The organism is Nocardioides sp. Z50_6, from assembly GCF_058215755.1.
In genome coordinates this window covers 37,185-55,894 of the sequence record NZ_JBZAJB010000003.1, presented here as the reverse complement: position 1 = coordinate 55,894, position 18,710 = coordinate 37,185, and the positions used below count along the sequence as shown (strand labels likewise).

Genomic DNA, 18,710 nt, shown 5'->3' with positions numbered 1-18,710 from the left:
CCCTCAGCCGCCCGGGCGGTAGTCGACCAGCTCGGCACGCTCGGTGCCGGCGAGGCGCTCGCGCAGCACCTCGCCGACGCCCTCGGCGTGGTAGGCGGTCCACTCCGTCCCGTCCGGCGCGGTCAGGGTCGTCTCGAGCAGGTCGGCGAACCGCCCGGCCGGCACGGTGGCGGAGACCTCGCGCTCCCCCACCTGGACCACCCCCCTGGGCTCGCCGTCCAGCGCCCAGCGGGCGAACCCGTCACCGCGACGCGGGGCGGCCGGCATCGCCAGTCCGGCCTGCGCGCCGTCGGTGCCGGCCTCCCACTCGCCCTGCACCCCCATCGCCCAGACGTTGCCGCGGAGGTCCTGGGCGAACCACGCGACCTCCCGCGTCGCCACACCCGCGTCGTCCTCGGGCCCCTCGCGCTCGGTGAGCACCTGGGTCGCGGCCACGCCGGCCACGGTCCGCGACTGCGGCAGCACCCGGGTGGTCTCGGTGACGGCCCCCGACGCGGTGTCCAGCTCGCGGGTCCAGACCGCACCGGCCCGCAGCGGCAGCCAGGGGTTGTCGATCCCGGCGACGAAGTCCGCGGGGTCCGGCGACGGCGTCGGGACCACCAGCTCGTCGACGCCCGAGGGCGGGCTCTGCGGGGGCGCGGCACCGCAGCCGGCGCCCAGGCAGGCCAGCAGCACCGCGGCCACGACGCCGCGCCGCCGGCCCCCCGCGCTCAGCACCCGGCCGGGTGTGGGTGAGTCGGTCATGGGGAGCCATGATGCCAGCGTGCGACCCCGCGCCCGCCCGGCGCATGCCCGGGACTAGAGTCGAGTCGCTCATCCTTTTCGTCGAGTCACCACTCCAGGAGTCCTCGTGTCAACCAGCGCCCCGCTCAAGGTGGCCGTGACCGGTGCCGCCGGTCAGATCGGCTACAGCCTCCTCTTCCGTCTCGCCAGCGGCTCCCTGCTCGGCGCCGACCGCCCGATCCAGCTGCAGCTCCTCGAGATCGAGCCCGCGCTCAAGGCGCTCGAGGGCGTCGTCATGGAGCTCGACGACTGCGCCTTCCCGACGCTGGCCGGCGTCGAGATCGGTGCCGACCCCGAGAAGATCTTCGACGGCGTCAACCTCGCCCTGCTCGTCGGCGCCCGGCCCCGTGGGCCCGGCATGGAGCGTGGCGACCTGCTGTCGGCCAACGGCGCGATCTTCACCGCCCAGGGCAAGGCGCTCAACAAGGTCGCCGCGGACGACGTGCGCATCGGCGTCACCGGCAACCCCGCCAACACCAACGCGCTGATCGCCGCGACCAACGCGCCCGACATCCCCAACGACCGCTTCTCGGCCCTGACCCGGCTGGACCACAACCGGGCCATCTCCCAGCTCGCGGCCCGGACCGGCGCGAAGGTCACCGACATCAAGAAGATGACCATCTGGGGCAACCACTCGGCCACCCAGTACCCGGACCTCTTCAACGCCGAGGTCAACGGCCAGAACGCCGCCGCCGCGGTGGACGACCAGGACTGGCTGGAGAACACCTTCATCCCCACCGTCGCCAAGCGTGGTGCGGCGATCATCGAGGCCCGGGGCTCGTCGTCGGCCGCCTCCGCCGCGTCGGCCACCATCGACGCCGCCCGCGACTGGCTGCTCGGCAGCCCCGAGGGTGACTGGGTCTCCATGGCCGTCGCCTCCGACGGCTCCTACGGCGTGCCCGAGGGTCTCATCTCGTCGTTCCCGGTCACCACCAAGGACGGCAACTGGGAGATCGTCCAGGGCCTGGAGGTCAACGACTTCTCCCGCGCCCGGATCGACGCCTCGGTCGCCGAGCTCGAGGACGAGCGCAAGGCGGTCACCGAGCTCGGCCTGATCTGAGCCACGCTCCCCCGCACGACGGCGTCGACCCACCGGGTCGGCGCCGTCGTCGTCCCTTTAGTCCGGCTGGTCCGGGATGGAGCTGGCGAGGACCACCAGGGCCAGGCCCACCGCAGAGAGCAGGCCGGCGTCCACGGCCTTGCTCCGCACCGCCAGCATCCCGGCGTCGCGGCTGCCGAGCAGCACCCGGACGACGGCGGCCACCAGGAGGACCCCGCCGAAGATCCGGATCCCGGTCCGCCAGGACCCGAGGACCACGACCACCAGGGCACCGGCGGTGATCCCCAGGAAGAGCAGGTAGAAGGCGCCACCGATGGTCGAGGGGTAGGTCCGCTCCCCCGGCTCGTGCTCCTCGGGCTCGCGCACCTCGCCGTCGACCAGCGACTCCGCCGAGACCGGGGGGACGTCCTCGGGCGGCACGATCTCGCCGTCGCTCACTGCGAGCGCTCCGCCGCCTGCTGCTCGGCGAGGGTCACGATGTTGGACAGCAGCATGGCGCGGGTCATCGGGCCCACTCCCCCGGGGTTGGGCGAGACCCAGCCGGCGACGTCCCACACCTCGGGCGCCACGTCGCCGGCGAGCCGGCCGTCGACCCGGGAGACCCCGACGTCGAGCACCGCCGCACCCGGCTTGACCATGTCGGCGGTGATGATCCCCGGGACGCCGGCGGCCGCCACCACGATGTCGGCCCGGCGCACGTGCGCGGCCAGGTCGACCGTGCCGGTGTGGCACAGGGTGACGGTCGCGTTCTCGGAGCGGCGGGTGAGGAGCAGCCCCAGCGGCCGGCCCACGGTCACGCCGCGCCCCACCACCACGACCTCGGCGCCCGCGATCGGCACGTCGTGGCGGCGCAGCAGCTCCACGATCCCGAACGGCGTGCACGGCAGCGGCGCCTCGTGGCCCAGGACCAGCCAGCCGAGGTTGGTGGGGTGCAGGCCGTCGGCGTCCTTGGCGGGGTCGATGAGGCCGAGCACCCGGTTCTCGTCGCGGCCCCGCGGCAGGGGCAGCTGGACGATGTAGCCGGTGCAGGCCGGGTCGGCGTTGAGCCCCCGGACGGCCTCCTCGATCTCCTCCTGGGAGGCGGTCTCGGGCAGGTCGACGCGGATCGACTCGATCCCGACCTCGGCGCAGTCCTTGTGCTTGCCGTTGACGTACCACCGCGAGCCGGGGTCGTCGCCGACCAGGACCGTGCCGAGGCCCGGGTGGATGCCGCGCTCCTTGAGCGCGGCGACCCGCACCGTGAGCTCCTGCTTGATCGCCGCTGCGGTCGCCGTGCCGTCGAGCCTGAGTGCAGTCACGTGAGGCAGTCTAGGAGCCCCGAGCACCTTCACCGCGCCCCGGTCAGTGGAAGAAGTGGCGGGTGCCGGTGAAGTACGTCGTCACCCCTGCTGCGGCGAGCGCCTCCACCACCTCCGGGTCGCGGACCGAGCCCCCCGGGGCCACGATCGCCCGCACCCCGGCCTCGACCAGGATCTGCGGTCCGTCGGCGAAGGGGAAGAAGGCGTCGGAGGCCGCCACGGAGCCCGCGGCCCGGTCGCCGGCGCGCTCGACGGCCAGCTTGCAGGAGTCGACCCGGTTGACCTGGCCCATCCCCACCCCGACCGAGGCGCCACCGGCGGCCAGCAGGATCGCGTTGGACTTCACCGAGCGGCAGGCCCGCCAGGCGAACTCCAGGTCGGCGAGCATCTCCGGCGTCGCGGGCTCGCCGGCGACCAGGCGCCAGTCGGACGGGTCGTCCCCGCCGCCCTCGACGACGGCGTCGACCAGGTCGCGGTGCTGCACCAGGAGCCCGCCGGAGATGGGCCGGCTCTCCACGCCCGTGCGGCCGGGCGGGTCGCACTCGAGAAGACGGATGTTGCGCTTGGTGCTCAGCAGCTCCACCGCGCCCTCCTCGTAGCCGGGCGCCACCACGACCTCGGTGAAGACCTCGGAGACCTGGCGCGCCATCTCGACCGAGACCGGCACGTTGGTGGCGATCACCCCCCCGAAGGCGGAGACCGGGTCGCAGGCGTGGGCCTTGCGGTGTGCGGCGGCCACGTCGTCCCCGACCGCGAGGCCGCAGGGGTTGGCGTGCTTGATGATCGCCACGGCCGGACCGGCGAAGTCGTAGGCGGCGCGGCGCGCGGCGTCCGCGTCGACGTAGTTGTTGTAGGACATCTCCTTGCCGTGCAGCTGCCGGGCCTGTGCCAGCCCGGGCTCGACCACGTGGCCGTCGGCGTAGAGCGCGGCCGCCTGGTGCGGGTTCTCGCCGTAGCGCAGCACCGCCTGCTTCTGCCAGGTCGCCCCGGTCCACGCGGGGAAGCCGGTGCCGTCGCTGGTGTCGGTCAGCACGTTGCCCATCCAGGAGGCGACCGCGACGTCGTAGGAGGCGGTGTGCACGAAGGCCTCCGCGGCGAGGCGCTGCCGCTGCGCGAGGGTGAAGCCGCCCTCCGAGGCCGCGGTGAGGACCTCGTCGTAGCGGTCCGGGGAGGTCACGATGGCCACCGAGGGGTGGTTCTTGGCCGCGGCCCGGACCATCGAGGGCCCGCCGATGTCGATCTGCTCCACGCACTCGTCGGGGCCGGCACCGGAGGCGACCGTCTGGGCGAAGGGGTAGAGGTTGCAGACGACCAGGTCGAAGGGCTCGACCTCCAGCTCCTCGAGCTGGGCGACGTGGCTCTCGAGCCGGCGGTCGGCGAGGATCCCGGCGTGCACCCGGGGGTGCAGGGTCTTGACCCGGCCGTCCAGGCACTCGGGGAAGCCGGTCAGGTCCTCGACGCGGGTGACCGGCAGGCCGAGGCCCTCGATCAGCGCGGCCGAGCCGCCCGTGGAGACCAGGGCGACGCCGGCGTCGTGCAGGCCCCGGACGAGGGCCTCCAGGCCGGTCTTGTCATAGACGGAGACGAGCGCTCGGCGGAGCGGGATGCGGTCGGACACGGTGACTCTCCTCGGCAGGGGACGGACGATCCTCCGGGGCACCCAGGCGTTCGATGCCGCGCGACGTCACTCCCTGGTGGTGTCCCACCTGCGCCAGTCGTGTGGCCCAACCCTACGACGCCGGGGAGCCGAAGCGCACCTTGCGCCCCTGCACGGACAGACCCTCGCGGGCGATCCGGCCCACGGCCTCGACGAGCATCGCGCGCTCGGCGGTCTTGATCCGCTCGTGCAGCGACGCCGGGTCGTCGCCGTCCTCGACCGGGACCACCCGCTGGGCGATGATCGGGCCGGTGTCGACCCCGCCGTCGACCACGAAGAGGGTGCAGCCGGTCACCTTGACGCCGTACTCGAGGGCGTCGGCCGGGCCACGGACGCCCGGGAACGACGGGGAGAGAGCGGGGTGGGTGTTGACGACCCGCCCGGGGAAGAGGGCCAGGAACTCCTCGCTCAGCAGCCGCATGAAGCCGGCCAGCACCACCAGGTCGGGCTCGAAGCCGGCCACCGCCCGGGCCATGGCGTGGTCCCAGGTCTCGCGGGACTCGAACCGGCTCAGCTCCTTGACGAAGGTCGGCACCCCGTGGCGCTCGGCGCGGGCGAGCCCCTCGGCGTCCGGGCGGTCGGAGCCGACGCCGACGACCCGGGCCCCGAAGGACGGGTCGGCGCAGGCGTCGAGGAGGGCCTGCAGGTTGGTCCCCGCGCCGGAGACGAGGACGACGAGCCGGGCGGGAGCGGGGAGGCTGGACACGCGGGGAGTCTAGTGACCCCGGTCGGCCTCGTCCGCATCGTCAGCCGGCACCGAGGTGTGCCGCTGCCACCAGGTGATCGCCAGCCCCCCGACCAGGCCGCCGACGCCCATCGCGGTGACCAGGTGGACGAGCACCTCGGAGGTGAACGGCCCCACGAACCGCATCCGGCCCGGGCCCGCCGCTCCCCCGGCCAGCGACGTCAGGGCGGTGAGCACGACGCCGGCGAGCAGGCCACCGCCGCAGCCGCGCAGCGCACCGTGGTCCCAGCGCAGGGCGGGACGCCGGCGCTGGGTGCGCACGGCGGCGGCCGCCGCCACGGCGGCCGGGACGAGCATGATCGCCGCGGCCCCCGGCAGCACGGTGCCCTCGTCGGGCAGGGCGGCCAGGAGCGGCAGGATCGGCAGGGGCCCCAGCGCCACCGCCGCCGGGGAGACCAGGGTGCCGCCGCCCACCGCGAAGCCGGGGCCGGCCAGGAAGGCGCTCGCGCAGAGCACGGCGTTGGGCAGCAGGGCGAGACAGGCCAGGACCAGCAGCACGGTCTCGCCCGGCGACGTGCCCAGCTGCTCGACCATGTTGGCCGCCTCGCCGAGGCCCAGGGCGAGCGCGGCGAGCAGCAGCAGTGCGGCGACCAGCAGGTGCAGCAGCACCGCCGACCTGGCGGTGATGAGGGTGTGGCGCAGCACCGGGGAGAGCGCCGAGCCCCAGACCGCGGCCCGGCCGGAGCCGGCGGCCACCGCCGGCGCGGCGACGAGCACGGTGAGGCCGGCCACCCACGTCAGCACCGGGCCCTGGGCGGAGGCGAGCTCCTCGCCGAGGACGCCGCCCAGCCCGAGGGCGACCGCGGAGTACCCGAGGCCGAAGCCGAGGACCGCGACCGGGACGGTCCAGTCGCGCTGTCCGTCGTCGATGCCGTGGGCGTCGGGACCGTGGCCCCACAGCCGCTCGCCGAGCCGGTACCCGCTGCGCCAGACGCTCCACAGCGCCAGCAGCGTCAGCCCCAGCGGGACCAGCGTCACCGGGGCGCCGCGCACGACGACGCCGGAGCCGTGGGCGACCAGCCAGCCGCCGGCGCCGACGGCCAGGGCGGCCCGCGGCTCCCCGTGGGCACCGAGGTCGCTCAGGAACCAGCCGAGCAGGGCCAGCACGACGCAGGCGGCCAGGACCAGCCCGGCGGCCAGCACCCCCGCGAGCAGCGCGAGCACCAGGACCGGTCGGCGGCGCGGCCCGGGCGGCGTCTCCTGGGAGGCCGCTCGTGCCCCGGACGCGGTGGAGGACAGCAACGAGGTCATGGCGCTGCCATCATCTCCCCCGCGACCTGCCCCCGGGCGCAGGCACGCCGTCCCCGCACCTGGGCACCGCGCGGCCCGCGGCGGCGAGCGCGACGAATGCCGGAGACCGCTGCGTGGCCTCCACCCCTCACGTACCTTGGAACCGCCATGACGCAAGCGAACGACTTCGACGACCTCTACAAGGACGTGCGCGACCGCCTCCTTGCCGAGGCCTACGCACTGACCGGCGACCTGCACGTGTCGCGGACCGCCGTCCGCGACGCCTTCGCCGTCGCCTGGCACCACTGGCACAAGGTTCGCACGCTGGCCGACAAGGAGGCGTGGCTGCGGCCGCTGGTCTGGCGCCGGGCCCGGCACCGGCACACCGCCCGACTGTGGCACAAGGAGAAGGACGTGCCCGCCGAGGTCGCCGCGACCCTCGATGCGCTGTCCACGCTCTCCACGGCCCAGCGCAAGGTCCTGGTGCTGGCCGACCTGCCGGGCCTGCCGATGCCGGAGATCGCCCGCGAGGTCGGCGTCCCCCAGGACACCGCGCGCCGGCTCCTGACCGAGGGCACCGCGGCCTTCGCCGAGGCCCGGGACTGCCGGGGGCCGGAGGTCGAGGGGCACCTCGAGGCGCTGGCGACCTTCACCGCGGGCGGACGCTGGCCGCGCAGCACCGCGTTGCGGCGGGCCGGGACCGCCCGGCGCCGTACCCACACCCTGGTCGGGGTGGCCGCCACCGTTGTCGCGGTGGTGGCCAGCGGGGTGGTCGTGGCCCAGGGCGACACGGTCGGCGCCAGCCTCGGCGACCAGGGCTTCGAGCGCCGGGCCACCCAGGTCCAGGCCGAGGAGGTCGCTCCCACCCTGACCGAGGAGGTGCTGCTGCGGCCCGAGCAGGTCCGGCGGGTCAGCCGGGGACTGAAGTGGACCGAGACCTCCACCCACGACAACCGGGACGGCGACGGGCTGGTGCTGCCGTGCCAGGGGGCCCGGTACGCCGACCCCGAGGGCCTCGGCACCCTGGTCCGGTCCTTCGAGGGCAGCACCCGGCCCAAGGCGGCCCGCGGCAAGAAGAACCGGAAGAAGCGCGCCGAGCCGAAGGTCACCGCCACCGCCACCGAGGTGGTCGACCTCTCGGCCACCCCCGAGGCGGCCGCCGAGGCCTTCCGCACCGTCCAGGGATGGATGGGTGCCTGCACGGCGCCGCGGACCCAGCTGCTCGCCGTCCACGACCTGCGCCGGGTCGGTGACGAGGCCCGCCTCTACACCCTGCGCCAGTGGTCGGGCCCGACCCGCACCCTGCAGGTCGGCGTCGCCCGCTCCGGCCAGGTGTTGACCACCGTCGCCACCCGGGTCCCTGGGGTGCGCCGCGCCACCCGCCCGACCGCCCAGCTGCTCGCGGCCGCGGTGAACGCCGGGTGCGGCCTGCCCGGCACCGGCGCCTGCGCCTCCCCGCCACGGGCCCGCCCCGCCAAGGTCCCCGTCTCGGCGGTGGCCCCGGGGATGCTCACCGAGTCCGACCTCCCCCCGGTCTCCGGCGCCGTCGGCCCCTGGGTCGGCACCACCCCGAAGCCGGCCGGGAGCAACGCGGCCTCCACCCGCTGCGACCGCGCCGACTTCCAGGCCAAGGGACTGCGGGACAGCCAGACCCGTACCTTCCTCTTCCCGCGGGGCAACCGGACCGACGAGTTCGGGCTCACCGAGACGGCCGCGACGGCGCGGTCGCCGAAGGTGGGCCGGGCCTTCGTCGACCAGGTCCGCTCCCGGTTGGCCCGGTGCGCCCAGGAGGGCTTCGGGACCGAGGTCTCCCGCCTCTACAACCGCGACGGGAAGAAGGTCGACCTCACGGTGTGGCGCCTGGAGCTGGCGATCTCCGACGCGCAGTCGGTGGAGTTCCTGATGGCGGTCATGCGCCACGGCGACAAGGTCGCCCAGGTGGGCTTCACCCCCGCGCGGGACCGCACCATGGCGCGTGACGACTTCGTCTGGCTCGCCAAGCGAGCGCTGGAGCGGCTGCCCCGCTTCGAGAAGCAGGGCTGACGACGAGACGCCCCGACCACCGGTGGGTGGTCGGGGCGTCTCGCGGTGCGCGTGCGCGCGGGGCCTCAGAGGCTCTTGAGGATCTCCCGCATCAGCGCGGCGGTCTCCGAGGGGGTCTTGCCGACCTTGACTCCGGCAGCCTCCAGGGCCTCCTTCTTGGCCTGGGCGGTGCCCGAGGAGCCGGAGACGATGGCGCCGGCGTGGCCCATCGTCTTGCCCTCCGGGGCGGTGAAGCCGGCCACGTAGCCGACGACCGGCTTGGTGACGTGCTCCTTGATGTAGGCGGCCGCCCGCTCCTCGGCGTCGCCGCCGATCTCGCCGATCATCACGATCGCCTTGGTCTCCGGGTCGTTCTCGAAGGCCTCGAGGGCGTCGATGTGGGTGGTGCCGATGATCGGGTCGCCACCGATGCCGATCGCGGTGGTGAAGCCGTAGTCCTTGAGCTCGTACATCATCTGGTAGGTCAGGGTGCCGGACTTCGAGACGAGACCGATCGGACCCTTGCCCGCGATGGTGTGCGGCGTGATGCCGGCCAGCGACTCCTCCGGCGTGATGATGCCGGGGCAGTTGGGGCCGATCATCCGGGTGGACTTGCCCTCGAGGTAGGCGAAGACCTCCGCGGTGTCCTGCACCGGGACGCCCTCGGTGATGACGACCAGCAGGCCGATGCCGGCGTCGATGGCCTCGATGCAGGCGTCCTTGGTGAAGGCCGGGGGGACGAAGACGACCGACACGTCGGCGCCGGTCTCCTTCATGGCCTCCGCGACGCTGCCGAAGACGGGCAGCTCCTTGCCGGCCAGCTCGACGGAGGTGCCGGCCTTGCGGGCGTTGACACCGCCCACGATGTTGGACCCGGCCTCGACCATGAGGGTGGTGTGCTTGGAGCCCATCCCGCCCGTCATGCCCTGGACGATGATCTTGGAGTCCTTGTTCAGGTAGATAGACATGTGTTCGTGCTCCGTCTCAGGCGCTGTGCTTGTCGGTGTTGGCCAGCTCGGCGGCCTTGTCGGCCGCGCCGTCCATGGTGTCGACGAGGGTCACCAGCGGGTGGTTCGCCTCGTTGAGGATGCGGCGCCCCTCCTCGACGTTGTTGCCGTCGAGACGGACGACCAGCGGCTTGGTGGCCTCGTCACCGAGGATCTCCAGGGCGCCGACGATCCCGTTGGCGACCTCGTCGCACGCGGTGATGCCGCCGAAGACGTTGACGAAGACGCTCTTGACCTGGGGGTCGTGGAGGATCACGTCGAGGCCGTCGGCCATCACCTGGGCGTTGGCGCCGCCCCCGATGTCGAGGAAGTTGGCCGGGGTCACGTTGCCGTGGGCCTCGCCGGCGTAGGCGACCACGTCGAGGGTCGACATGACCAGGCCCGCGCCGTTGCCGATGATGCCGACCTGGCCGTCGAGCTTGACGTAGTTGAGGCCCTTGTCCTTGGCCTTCGCCTCGAGCGGGTCCTCCTCGTCGCGGATGGTGAACGCGGCGTGGTCCTCGTGGCGGAACTCGGCGTTCTCGTCGAGCGAGACCTTGCCGTCGAGCGCCTCGAGCTTGTCGCCCTCGAGGCGGGCCAGCGGGTTGACCTCGACCAGCGTCGCGTCCTCCTCGACGTAGACCTTCCACAGCGCCTGGACCATCTCGATGGCCTGGTCGCGCAGCTCGGCGGGGAACTTCGCCTCGTCGACGATCGCGGCGGCCTTCTCCGGGGTCACGCCCTCCAGGGCGTCGATCGGGATCTGGCGCACGGCCTCGGGGTTGGTCTTGGCGACCTCCTCGATCTCCACACCACCCTCGACGGACGCGATGCACAGGTGCGAGCGGTTGGCGCGGTCCAGCAGGAAGGAGAAGTAGTACTCCTCCACCGGCGGGGTCGCCGGGGTCACCAGGACCCGGTTGACCGTGAGGCCCTTGATCTCCATCCCGAGGATGTTGGCGGCGTGCTGCTGCGCCTCGTCGGGGGTCTTGGCCAGCTTCACCCCGCCGGCCTTGCCACGGCCGCCGGCCTTGACCTGGGCCTTGATGACGGTGACGCCACCCATCTGCTCAGCAGCGGCCCTGGCCTCGTCGGCCGACTCCACGACGACACCGAGGGTCGTGGTGACACCGTGCTTGGCGAAGAGCTCCTTCGCCTGGTACTCCATCAGGTCTGACATCCACCCAGTCCTTTTTTTCTCATTGACAGTCCGGGGATTCCTTCGGGCACCATAGACCTCAGCACCGCTCACGCCCGAGTCCGGGTCCGGCCATGGACGCACAGTGATCAGGCCCCGGCCAGCCGACCCGTCGATAGCGTGGGCGCATGGGCGCAGTGACGTGGTTCCGGCGGGACCTCCGCACCCGCGACCACCCCGCGCTCCTGGCCTCCACGACGGCCGGGCCAACCCTTCCCGCCTTCGTGGTCGACCCCCGCCTGTGGGCACAGGCCTCGCCGCTGCGCCGCGCGTGGCTGGCCCGCAGTCTCCGGGCCCTGGACGAGCGACTGGGCGGCGGCCTGGTGGTCCGCCTCGGGGACCCCGCCGTGGTGCTGCCCCGGCTGGTCGAGGAGGTGGCGGCGACCTCGGTGCACGTCTCGGCCGAGACCACGCCGTACGGCGCCCGCCGGGACCGCGCGGTGGAGCGGGCGCTGGCCGAGCAGGGTGTGGCGCAGTGGCGCCCCTCGGGCTCCCCCTACCTGGTGGGGCCGGGCCTGGTGCGCAACCAGGCGGGGAGCCCCTACCAGGTCTTCACCCCCTGGGCGCGCGCGTGGCGCGCGGCGCCCCGGCCCGACCCGGCGCCGACACCCCGGGCACCGCAACTGGTGGCGGCACCCTCCGACCCGGAGGCGCTGCGCCTGCTGCGTGAGGCCGCCGCGGCACTGGCCCGGCTGCCCACCGCCGGGGAGGAGGCCGCCTGGCGCCGGTGGCGCCGGTTCCGCGACGACCTGCTCGAGGACTACGACCGCGACCGCCCCGACCGCGACGCCACCTCGCGCCTCTCCCCGTGGCTGAGCGTGGGCGCCCTGCATCCGCGCTCGCTGCTCGCCGACCTCGCGGGTCAGGGCGGGCCCGGCGCCCAGCGCTTCGTCACCGAGCTGGGGTGGCGGGAGTTCTACGCCGACGTGCTCCACCACCGGCCCGACTCGGCCTGGGCGGACCTCCGCCCGGCGCTGAGCGGCCTGCGCTACTCCCACGAGGAGGACGCGGTCGAGGCCTGGCGCACCGGCACCACCGGCTTCCCCTTCGTCGACGCCGGCATGCGCCAGCTGCGCGAGGAGGGGTGGATGCACAACCGGCTGCGGATGGTGACCGCCAGCTTCCTGACCAAGGACCTGCACGTGTGGTGGCCGGTCGGCGCCCGGTTCTTCCTGGACCACCTCGCCGACGCCGACCTCGCCTCCAACAACCACGGGTGGCAGTGGGTGGCGGGCACCGGCACCGATGCCTCCCCCTACTTCCGGGTATTCAACCCCGTCGCCCAGGGGCTCCGCTTCGACCCGGACGGCGTCTACGTGCGCCGATGGGTGCCCGAGCTGGCCCACCTGCCCGGCGCCGCCGCGCACGAGCCGTGGCGTCACGAGGGTGGCCTCGACCACGGCTACCCGCTCCGGATCGTCGACCACGCGGCCGAGCGCGAGGAGGCTCTGCGGCGCTACGCGGAGGCCCGCTGAGCGGGCGCCGGGTGTGATTGTCCCCACCGCCACGGGCTGGTCTGGACCGGCGAACCCGCCCTGTCCTGCGGTTATGCCGCGCGCCCAGCAAAGTTGTTCCACACTGGGAGACCTGGGCATTCCGGCAGGGGCCGAAGATCCGGTACAGTCGCCCGAGTTGTCCGGCCTACTGGCCAGTTGTACCCCCTACTTTGCGAGGTAAACCTAGATGGGAAACCACCGAGCTGAGCGCGGCTCCCGCCGCGCAACCTCGGAGGTTCGCGCACCGCGCAAGCCCCTTGTCACCCGCCACTCGGCCCCCGCACCCCAGGCGAGCACGCCGCTCCGCTCCGAGGTCCCGACCTCGGAGCCGCGCACCGGCTCGACGCCCGTCGCCGGCAAGCGCGCCGCACGACCCGAGCCCAAGCGCGCCGCCCGGGCACCCCGGTCCCTCTCCGCCGCCAAGCCCGCCCGCCGGGCGCGTGTCTCGCGCAGCGAGGTCGAGCGCACCCCCGCCGTCGCCGCCAGCCGGCCCGGGCCGGTCCGCGTCGCCTCCGCCTCCAGCTCGACCGAGATCCTGAGCCCCGCCACCGGGAAGCGCCGGGCCGCCCGCTCCAGCGCCGCCGACACCCGCGGCTCCTTCCTCAAGGCCCTGCCCTCCGCGCCGATCCTGGCCGGGGTGGCCGCGCTGGCCGTCTCGGCCGGCGGTGCCCTCACCGCCGGTCCGTCGCTGACCGAGGCCTCGCACAGCACCACCTCCGAGGTCGCCGCCGCGGCCTCCGCCGCCGGCTTCGCGGTCGACGAGGAGATCCTCGAGGAGCGCACCGGTGTCGTGAGCCGCGACTCCAACCGGCTCGAGGCCGCCGAGCGCGTCGAGGCCAAGCTGGTCGCCAAGGCCGAGAAGGCCGCCGCCCAGCGCTCGAAGACGCTGGAGAGCCTCTCGGTCCAGGCCGACCGGCAGGCGGCCAAGATCGAGGCCAACCAGTGGGTCATGCCGGTGGAGGGCTACCGCCTCTCCGCCACCTTCGGGATGTCGAGCAGCCTGTGGTCGACCACCCACACCGGCCTCGACTTCGCCGCTCCCTCCGGCACGCCGCTGCGCGCGGTCGCCAACGGGACGATCACCGAGGTCGGCTACGACGGCTCCTACGGCAACAAGACCGTGCTCACCCTGGAGGACGGCACCGAGGTCTGGTACTGCCACCAGACCAGCATGAACGTCAGCGTCGGCACCAAGGTCACCGGCGGCCAGGTCATCGGCACCGTCGGCAGCACCGGCAACTCGACCGGTCCGCACCTCCACCTGGAGATCCGCCCCGGCGGCTCGAACCCGGTCGACCCGTACTCGAGCCTGCTCGAGCACGGCCTGCGTCCCTGACGCCGCGGCGGACGGACCCTCGGCCCGCGGGCTCGGCCCCCCGGCCGGCCGCCCTCGGCTAGAGCTTCTCCACCGGGGCGTAGCGCAGCAGCAGCCGCTTGACGCCCTCGGACCCGAAGTCGATCGACGCCACCGACTTCTCGGCCGCGCCCTCGACGCTCACCACGGTGCCCAGGCCGAACGAGTCGTGTGCCACCCGGTCGCCCGGCGACAGGGACGGGATCGGCCGCGAGGGCCGGGCCTTCGAGGCCGCGTCGGCACGCAACGCTGCCGAGGAGAAGTTGCGGCGACCCGCGGCCGTGGGCGCTCCCAGGCCGGCCGGGGACCCCGACGCCAAGTCCGGACGCGACCACCTGGTCTGGGCCGCCTCGGTGCGGCGCCAGTCGACCAGGTCGACGGGGAGCTCGTCGAGGAACCGGGAGGCCGGGTTGTGCGAGGGCGCTCCCCAGGCCGAGCGGACGACGGCGCGTGAGATGTAGAGCCGCTCCCGGGCCCGGGTGATGCCGACGTAGGCCAGCCGGCGCTCCTCCTCGAGCTCGGTCTGGTCGCCGAGGGAGCGCATGTGCGGGAAGACGCCGTCCTCCATGCCGGTGAGGAAGACCACCGGAAACTCCAGGCCCTTGGCGGTGTGCAGGGTCATCAGCGTCACCACTCCCTGCTCCTGCTCCTCGGGGCTCTCGGGGATCTGGTCGCTGTCGGCGACCAGGGCGACGCGCTCGAGGAAGTCAGCGAGCCCGGGGGCGACGGTGCCCGCCTCCACGTCGGTGGGATCGGCGGACGGCGCGGCCACCGGGTCCTCGGCGAACTCCCGGGCCACGGCCACGAGCTCGGCGAGGTTCTCCACCCGGGTGGCGTCCTGGGGGTCGTCGGAGGCCTCCAGCTCGGCGAGGTAGCCCGAGCGCTCCAGCACCGACTCGAGCACCACGTCGGCCCGCTCGCCGGCGTCGACCATCGACATCAGCTCCTCGATCACGCCCACGAAGGAGGTGATGCTACGCAGGGAGCGAGTCGCCAGGCCGGGCGCTTCGTCGGCCCGGGTCAGCGCCTCCCAGAAGGTGAGCCCGTCACGTTGGGCCAGCGCCGCGACACACGCCTCGGCGCGGTCACCGATGCCGCGCTTGGGGGTGTTGAGGATGCGGCGCAGCGAGATCTCGTCGGCGGGGTTGACCAGCAGCCGCAGGTAGGCCAGCGCGTCGCGCACCTCCTTGCGCTCGTAGAAGCGCACTCCCCCGACCACCTTGTAGGGCTGCCCGGTGCGGATGAAGATCTCCTCGAAGACCCGCGACTGGGCGTTGGTGCGGTAGAAGACCGCGACGTCGCCGGCCCGCAGGCCGCCGTCGACCAGCCGGTCGATCTCGTCGGAGACGAACCGGGCCTCGTCGTGCTCGTCGTCGGCCACGTAGCCGACGATCCGCTCCCCCTCGCCGGCGTCGGTCCACAGGCGCTTGGGCTTGCGTCCCTTGTTGTTGCCGATGACCGCGTTGGCGGTGGTCAGGATCGTCTGGGTGGAGCGGTAGTTCTGCTCGAGCAGGATCGAGGTGGCGTCGGGGAAGTCCTGCTCGAAGTCGAGGATGTTGCGGATGTTGGCGCCCCGGAAGGCGTAGATCGACTGGTCGGCGTCGCCGACCACCATCAGCTCCGCCGGCTCCACCCGCTCGGCGGCGGGGGTGCTGCCGATCTCCTCGGGGTCGTGGGCGCAGAGCTGGTGGATCAGCGCGTACTGCGCGTGGTTGGTGTCCTGGTACTCATCGACGAGCACGTGCCGGAACCGCCGCCGGTAGGTCTCCCGCACCTCCGGGAAGGCCTGGAGGATGTGGACGGTGAGCATCAGGATGTCGTCGAAGTCCAGCGCGTTGGCCTCGCTCAGCCGACGCTGGTAGAGCGCGTAGATCGAGGCATAGGTCTCCTCGAAGCCGTTCCGCGTCTCCTTCGCCGCCTCGTCGGGGTCGCGCAGGTCGTTCTTCTGGTCGGAGATCCAGTTGAGGACCGCGCCCGGCTGGTACCGCTTCGGGTCGAGCTCGAGGTCGCGCAGCACCAGGGTGACCAGGCGCTTGGAGTCGGCCGCGTCGTAGATCGAGAAGCCGGACTTGTAGCCGATGCGCTCGATCTCCTTGCGCAGGATCCGGACGCAGGCGGAGTGGAAGGTGGAGACCCACATCATCCGGGCGCGCTTGCCGACCAGGTCCTCGACCCGCTCCTTCATCTCGGCGGCGGCCTTGTTGGTAAAGGTGATCGCCAGGATCGAGCCGGGGTGCACCCCGCGCTGGGCCACCAGCCAGGCGATCCGCCTGGCCAGCACCCGGGTCTTGCCCGAGCCCGCCCCGGCCACCACCAGCAGGGGCGCGCCCTCGTGCACGACGGCCTGGCGCTGGGGCTCGTTGAGGCCCTCCAGCAGCTCTTCGGCACTGGGGCCGCGGCGGCCGCCGGGCGGACCGCCCGCGGGGCGCTCGGGCTGCTGGGGGTGTTCGAGTCCGGGAAGGGTGAAGGGGCTGCTCATCTCGGTGCCACCCTACGTGGCGGCACCGACGGGTCAGGCCGCGTGCACCGGGCTCCAGAAGATCGCCACCGCGATGTTGATCACCGTGAGCGCGAGCAGCCCGTAGAAGAGGCCGTCCGGGATGCGGGGCTTGCGCATGTTGGCCATCACCAGCACCAGGAGCAGGAGGGTGATCGCGAACTTGACGCCGATCTTCATGTGGTCGGGGTCACCCACCGACTCCAGGACGCCGACCAGGAGCACGCCGCTGACGAAGGCGGTGCCGATCCCGTCGCGCATCAGCCTGTTGACGCGCTTCTCCCCGTCGGAGAGCTGCACCAGCAGCCCGCCGAGCAGAGCGGCGAAGCCCAGGATGTGGATGAGGAGCAGGACCAGACGCAGGATCTCCATGCGGCGAAGGGTAGTGCCTCAGGCCGCCCACGCCTTGGGCGGGCCCAGCGCGGACGGCGGCCTCAGGCCGCCCACGCCGTGGGCGGGCCCAGCGCGGACGGCGGCCTCAGGCCTTCCGGGCGCGCCGCGGCCGCGGCGCCGGACGCACCACGAGCACCGGGCAGGGCGCGTACTGCTGGACGCGCTGCGCGGTGCTGCCCACCAGCACGGTGTCGCTGATCCCGCGGCTGCCGCTGGCCACCACGACCAGGCCGGCGTCGACCTGCTTGGCCAGCTTGAGGATCTCGTTGGCCGGGGAGCCGCTGCGGATCCGGCGCTGCACCTTGGGGCCCCAGCCGTCGAAGACCTCCGCGACCGCGGCGACCGCGCGCTCGGCGGCCGTCCGGAAGGACGCGGACTCCACGGCCCCGACCCGCTCGGGGCCGTGCAGGTCGTCGGCGAACGGCACCGCCGCCAGGGGACGGACCACGGCGACCACGGTGATGACCGTGATCTTGGCCGGGTCGGCGAACGACTTCAGGTGGCGGGCCGCAGCCAGCGACTGCTTGGACCCGTCGGTGGCGACGACAACATGCATCTCAGGCTGCCTTTCTCCGGCTGACCACATACTGCACCACATAGAGGACGAAGCCCACCGCCACGAGTGCCGCACACCACAGCAGCGAGGAGGGATCGTCCCAGATCACGTAGACGAGCAGCACCAGGTTGCCGACCAGCCCGACCACCAGCAGGGGGCGGTTGGCGTGGAAGGTGCGCTCGTGGGCGTCCTGGTCGCCGAGCTTGAGGGCGGCGGTGATGACCAGGGCGTAGATGAAGAGCAGGAAGACGACCGTCACCGTGGCCAGGCGGCCGACGAGGTCGAGCCCGCCGTCGGTCACCTCGGTGACCCAGGTGCCGATCACCAGCAGCAGCACCAGGACGAGCGCCGAGAAGATGAGACCGACCCAGGGGCTTCGGCGCGCGGCGTGGATGCGGCCGAAGACCCGGGGCACGACGTCCTCGTTGGCCATCCCGTAGAGGATGCGCGGCTGCGTGACGACCGCGACGAGCGTGGTGTTGGTGATCGCGATGCACGCGATGATGGTGAACAGCACCGTCAGGAAGCCGACGGGGACCGGGACCAGGTCGGCTTCCACCACCTCGAGAAGAGCCACCTCGGAGTCCGCGAGGGTGGAGGCCCCCACGGTCAGCGCGGCGGCGATCGAGACGAGCACGTAGATCACACCGGCGGCCACCATGCCCCCGATCAGCGCGCGGGGGAAGGACTTCTCCGGCGCCACCGTCTCCTCGGCGACGTTGACGGCGTTCTCGAAGCCCGTCATGGAGAAGAAGGCCAGCGCGACGCCCGCCACGATCGCGAAGATCGCGTTGTCGCCGTCCCGGGTGTCGAACTCGGTGAGCACCCCGAAGTCCGCGTCGCCCTGGGCGACGTACCAGATCCCGATGCCGACGATGATGATCAGCCCGGCGACCTCGATGAAGGTCATGACCATGTTGGCGACCACCGACTCGGTGATGCCCAGGAAGTTGATGACCGTGAGCACCAGCAGGAAGACGAGCGCGACGACCAGCGTGGGCGGGAACGCCCAGAGCTCGCCGAAGTACTGCGCGAAGCCGGTGGCCAGCGAGCCGGCGGCGGCGAAGCTGGCGGAGAGGAAGCTGACCGTGATGAGGAAGGTCAGCGCCCGGTTGCCGAAGGCCTTGTTGACGTAGAGCGCGGCGCCCGCCGCCTGGGGGTACTTCGTGGCGAGCTCGGCGTAGGCGAGCCCGGTGATCGCGGCGACCGAGACGCCCACCGCGAAGGCGATCCAGAACGCACCGCCCACCACGCCGGCGACCTGTCCGATGAGGACGTAGATGCCGGAGCCGAGGACGTCGCCGAGGACGTAGAAGAAGAGCAGGCGGCCGGTGATGGACCGCTTGAGCCCGGAGTCGTCGTCCTGGTCGGCCGCCGGCGGGCTCGTCGTCCCTGAGTCGTTCACCTGCCTGGCGTTCCCCCTCACCGCCGCCGC

The 18,710-nt window shown here is 73.1% G+C and carries 16 protein-coding genes and 1 riboswitch; of the genes, 4 read left to right on the top strand and 12 right to left on the bottom strand.

Features of this window, described 5'->3' with window-relative positions; genetic code table 11:
• Positions 1-3: 3 nt before the first annotated feature.
• Positions 4-744: a hypothetical protein gene (locus tag AC4BGE_RS09295; protein ID WP_490569332.1), complete on the bottom strand. Its 741-nt coding sequence runs from the start codon at positions 742-744 to the stop codon at positions 4-6.
• Positions 745-850: 106 nt separating this feature from the next.
• Between AC4BGE_RS09295 and AC4BGE_RS09290 the strand changes: the two genes are divergently transcribed.
• Positions 851-1,843 carry a malate dehydrogenase gene (locus tag AC4BGE_RS09290; RefSeq protein ID WP_490569333.1) on the top strand — a complete coding sequence of 331 codons (993 nt, stop codon included), beginning with the start codon at positions 851-853 and terminating at the stop codon, positions 1,841-1,843.
• Between the two features lie 57 nt (positions 1,844-1,900).
• Here AC4BGE_RS09290 and AC4BGE_RS09285 read toward each other — a convergent pair whose 3' ends face one another.
• From AC4BGE_RS09285 to AC4BGE_RS09265, 5 genes are all read right to left on the bottom strand, one after another.
• Entirely contained in the window at positions 1,901-2,281 is a 381-nt protein-coding gene (locus AC4BGE_RS09285; protein WP_490569334.1) for a DUF3017 domain-containing protein, read from the bottom strand.
• Positions 2,278-3,141 (bottom strand): bifunctional methylenetetrahydrofolate dehydrogenase/methenyltetrahydrofolate cyclohydrolase, encoded by an 864-nt coding sequence (locus AC4BGE_RS09280; RefSeq protein WP_490575103.1) that lies wholly within the window; start codon positions 3,139-3,141, stop codon positions 2,278-2,280. Before AC4BGE_RS09280 ends, AC4BGE_RS09285 begins: the two co-directional genes overlap by 4 nt.
• A gap of 43 nt (positions 3,142-3,184) precedes the next feature.
• Complete coding sequence (purH, locus tag AC4BGE_RS09275) at positions 3,185-4,759, bottom strand: bifunctional phosphoribosylaminoimidazolecarboxamide formyltransferase/IMP cyclohydrolase (RefSeq protein ID WP_490575102.1); 1,575 nt, start codon at positions 4,757-4,759, stop codon at positions 3,185-3,187.
• Positions 4,760-4,792: 33 nt separating this feature from the next.
• A riboswitch (ZMP/ZTP riboswitch) is annotated at positions 4,793-4,870 on the bottom strand.
• A 1-nt stretch (position 4,871) separates the two neighbouring features.
• A complete protein-coding gene (gene purN / locus AC4BGE_RS09270; protein WP_490575101.1) occupies positions 4,872-5,504 on the bottom strand; it encodes a phosphoribosylglycinamide formyltransferase in 633 nt (210 codons plus the stop codon).
• 9 nt (positions 5,505-5,513) lie between these two features.
• A complete protein-coding gene (locus AC4BGE_RS09265) occupies positions 5,514-6,794 on the bottom strand; it encodes a cell division protein PerM (protein ID WP_490575100.1) in 1,281 nt (426 codons plus the stop codon).
• Between the two features lie 147 nt (positions 6,795-6,941).
• On the opposite strand from AC4BGE_RS09265, the gene AC4BGE_RS09260 reads away from it, so the two are divergent.
• A complete protein-coding gene (locus tag AC4BGE_RS09260) occupies positions 6,942-8,816 on the top strand; it encodes an RNA polymerase sigma factor (RefSeq protein WP_490575099.1) in 1,875 nt (624 codons plus the stop codon).
• 65 nt (positions 8,817-8,881) lie between these two features.
• Here the strand turns inward: AC4BGE_RS09260 and sucD are convergent, their stop codons facing one another.
• Entirely contained in the window at positions 8,882-9,763 is an 882-nt protein-coding gene (gene sucD, locus AC4BGE_RS09255; RefSeq protein ID WP_490569340.1) for a succinate--CoA ligase subunit alpha, read from the bottom strand.
• Positions 9,764-9,779: 16 nt separating this feature from the next.
• Positions 9,780-10,961, bottom strand: a complete 1,182-nt coding sequence (gene sucC, locus AC4BGE_RS09250; protein ID WP_490575098.1) for an ADP-forming succinate--CoA ligase subunit beta — start codon at positions 10,959-10,961, stop codon at positions 9,780-9,782.
• 146 nt (positions 10,962-11,107) lie between these two features.
• Between sucC and AC4BGE_RS09245 the strand changes: the two genes are divergently transcribed.
• Entirely contained in the window at positions 11,108-12,454 is a 1,347-nt protein-coding gene (locus AC4BGE_RS09245; protein WP_490575097.1) for a cryptochrome/photolyase family protein, read from the top strand.
• Between the two features lie 208 nt (positions 12,455-12,662).
• On the top strand, positions 12,663-13,811 hold the full coding sequence (locus AC4BGE_RS09240; protein ID WP_490575096.1) for a M23 family metallopeptidase: 1,149 nt from the start codon (positions 12,663-12,665) through the stop codon (positions 13,809-13,811).
• A 58-nt stretch (positions 13,812-13,869) separates the two neighbouring features.
• Here AC4BGE_RS09240 and pcrA read toward each other — a convergent pair whose 3' ends face one another.
• From pcrA to AC4BGE_RS09220, 4 genes are all read right to left on the bottom strand, one after another.
• Positions 13,870-16,308, bottom strand: a complete 2,439-nt coding sequence (gene pcrA / locus AC4BGE_RS09235; RefSeq protein ID WP_490569344.1) for a DNA helicase PcrA — start codon at positions 16,306-16,308, stop codon at positions 13,870-13,872.
• Positions 16,309-16,341: 33 nt separating this feature from the next.
• Positions 16,342-16,698 carry a hypothetical protein gene (locus AC4BGE_RS09230; RefSeq protein WP_490569345.1) on the bottom strand — a complete coding sequence of 119 codons (357 nt, stop codon included), beginning with the start codon at positions 16,696-16,698 and terminating at the stop codon, positions 16,342-16,344.
• 106 nt (positions 16,699-16,804) lie between these two features.
• Positions 16,805-17,275 carry a universal stress protein gene (locus AC4BGE_RS09225; RefSeq protein WP_490575095.1) on the bottom strand — a complete coding sequence of 157 codons (471 nt, stop codon included), beginning with the start codon at positions 17,273-17,275 and terminating at the stop codon, positions 16,805-16,807.
• 1 nt (position 17,276) lies between these two features.
• Positions 17,277-18,680 carry an APC family permease gene (locus AC4BGE_RS09220; protein ID WP_490569347.1) on the bottom strand — a complete coding sequence of 468 codons (1,404 nt, stop codon included), beginning with the start codon at positions 18,678-18,680 and terminating at the stop codon, positions 17,277-17,279.
• Positions 18,681-18,710 lie beyond the last annotated feature (30 nt).

Coding starts and splice junctions, on each gene's coding strand:
- sucD (WP_490569340.1), bottom strand. CDS start 9,763: ATGTCTATCTACCTGAACAAGGACTCCAAGATCATCGTCCAGGGCATG.
- AC4BGE_RS09295 (WP_490569332.1), bottom strand. CDS start 744: ATGACCGACTCACCCACACCCGGCCGGGTGCTGAGCGCGGGGGGCCGG.
- sucC (WP_490575098.1), bottom strand. CDS start 10,961: ATGTCAGACCTGATGGAGTACCAGGCGAAGGAGCTCTTCGCCAAGCAC.
- AC4BGE_RS09265 (WP_490575100.1), bottom strand. CDS start 6,794: ATGACCTCGTTGCTGTCCTCCACCGCGTCCGGGGCACGAGCGGCCTCC.
- AC4BGE_RS09225 (WP_490575095.1), bottom strand. CDS start 17,275: ATGCATGTTGTCGTCGCCACCGACGGGTCCAAGCAGTCGCTGGCTGCG.
- AC4BGE_RS09230 (WP_490569345.1), bottom strand. CDS start 16,698: ATGGAGATCCTGCGTCTGGTCCTGCTCCTCATCCACATCCTGGGCTTC.
- AC4BGE_RS09260 (WP_490575099.1), top strand. CDS start 6,942: ATGACGCAAGCGAACGACTTCGACGACCTCTACAAGGACGTGCGCGAC.
- AC4BGE_RS09240 (WP_490575096.1), top strand. CDS start 12,663: ATGGGAAACCACCGAGCTGAGCGCGGCTCCCGCCGCGCAACCTCGGAG.
- pcrA (WP_490569344.1), bottom strand. CDS start 16,308: ATGAGCAGCCCCTTCACCCTTCCCGGACTCGAACACCCCCAGCAGCCC.
- AC4BGE_RS09245 (WP_490575097.1), top strand. CDS start 11,108: ATGGGCGCAGTGACGTGGTTCCGGCGGGACCTCCGCACCCGCGACCAC.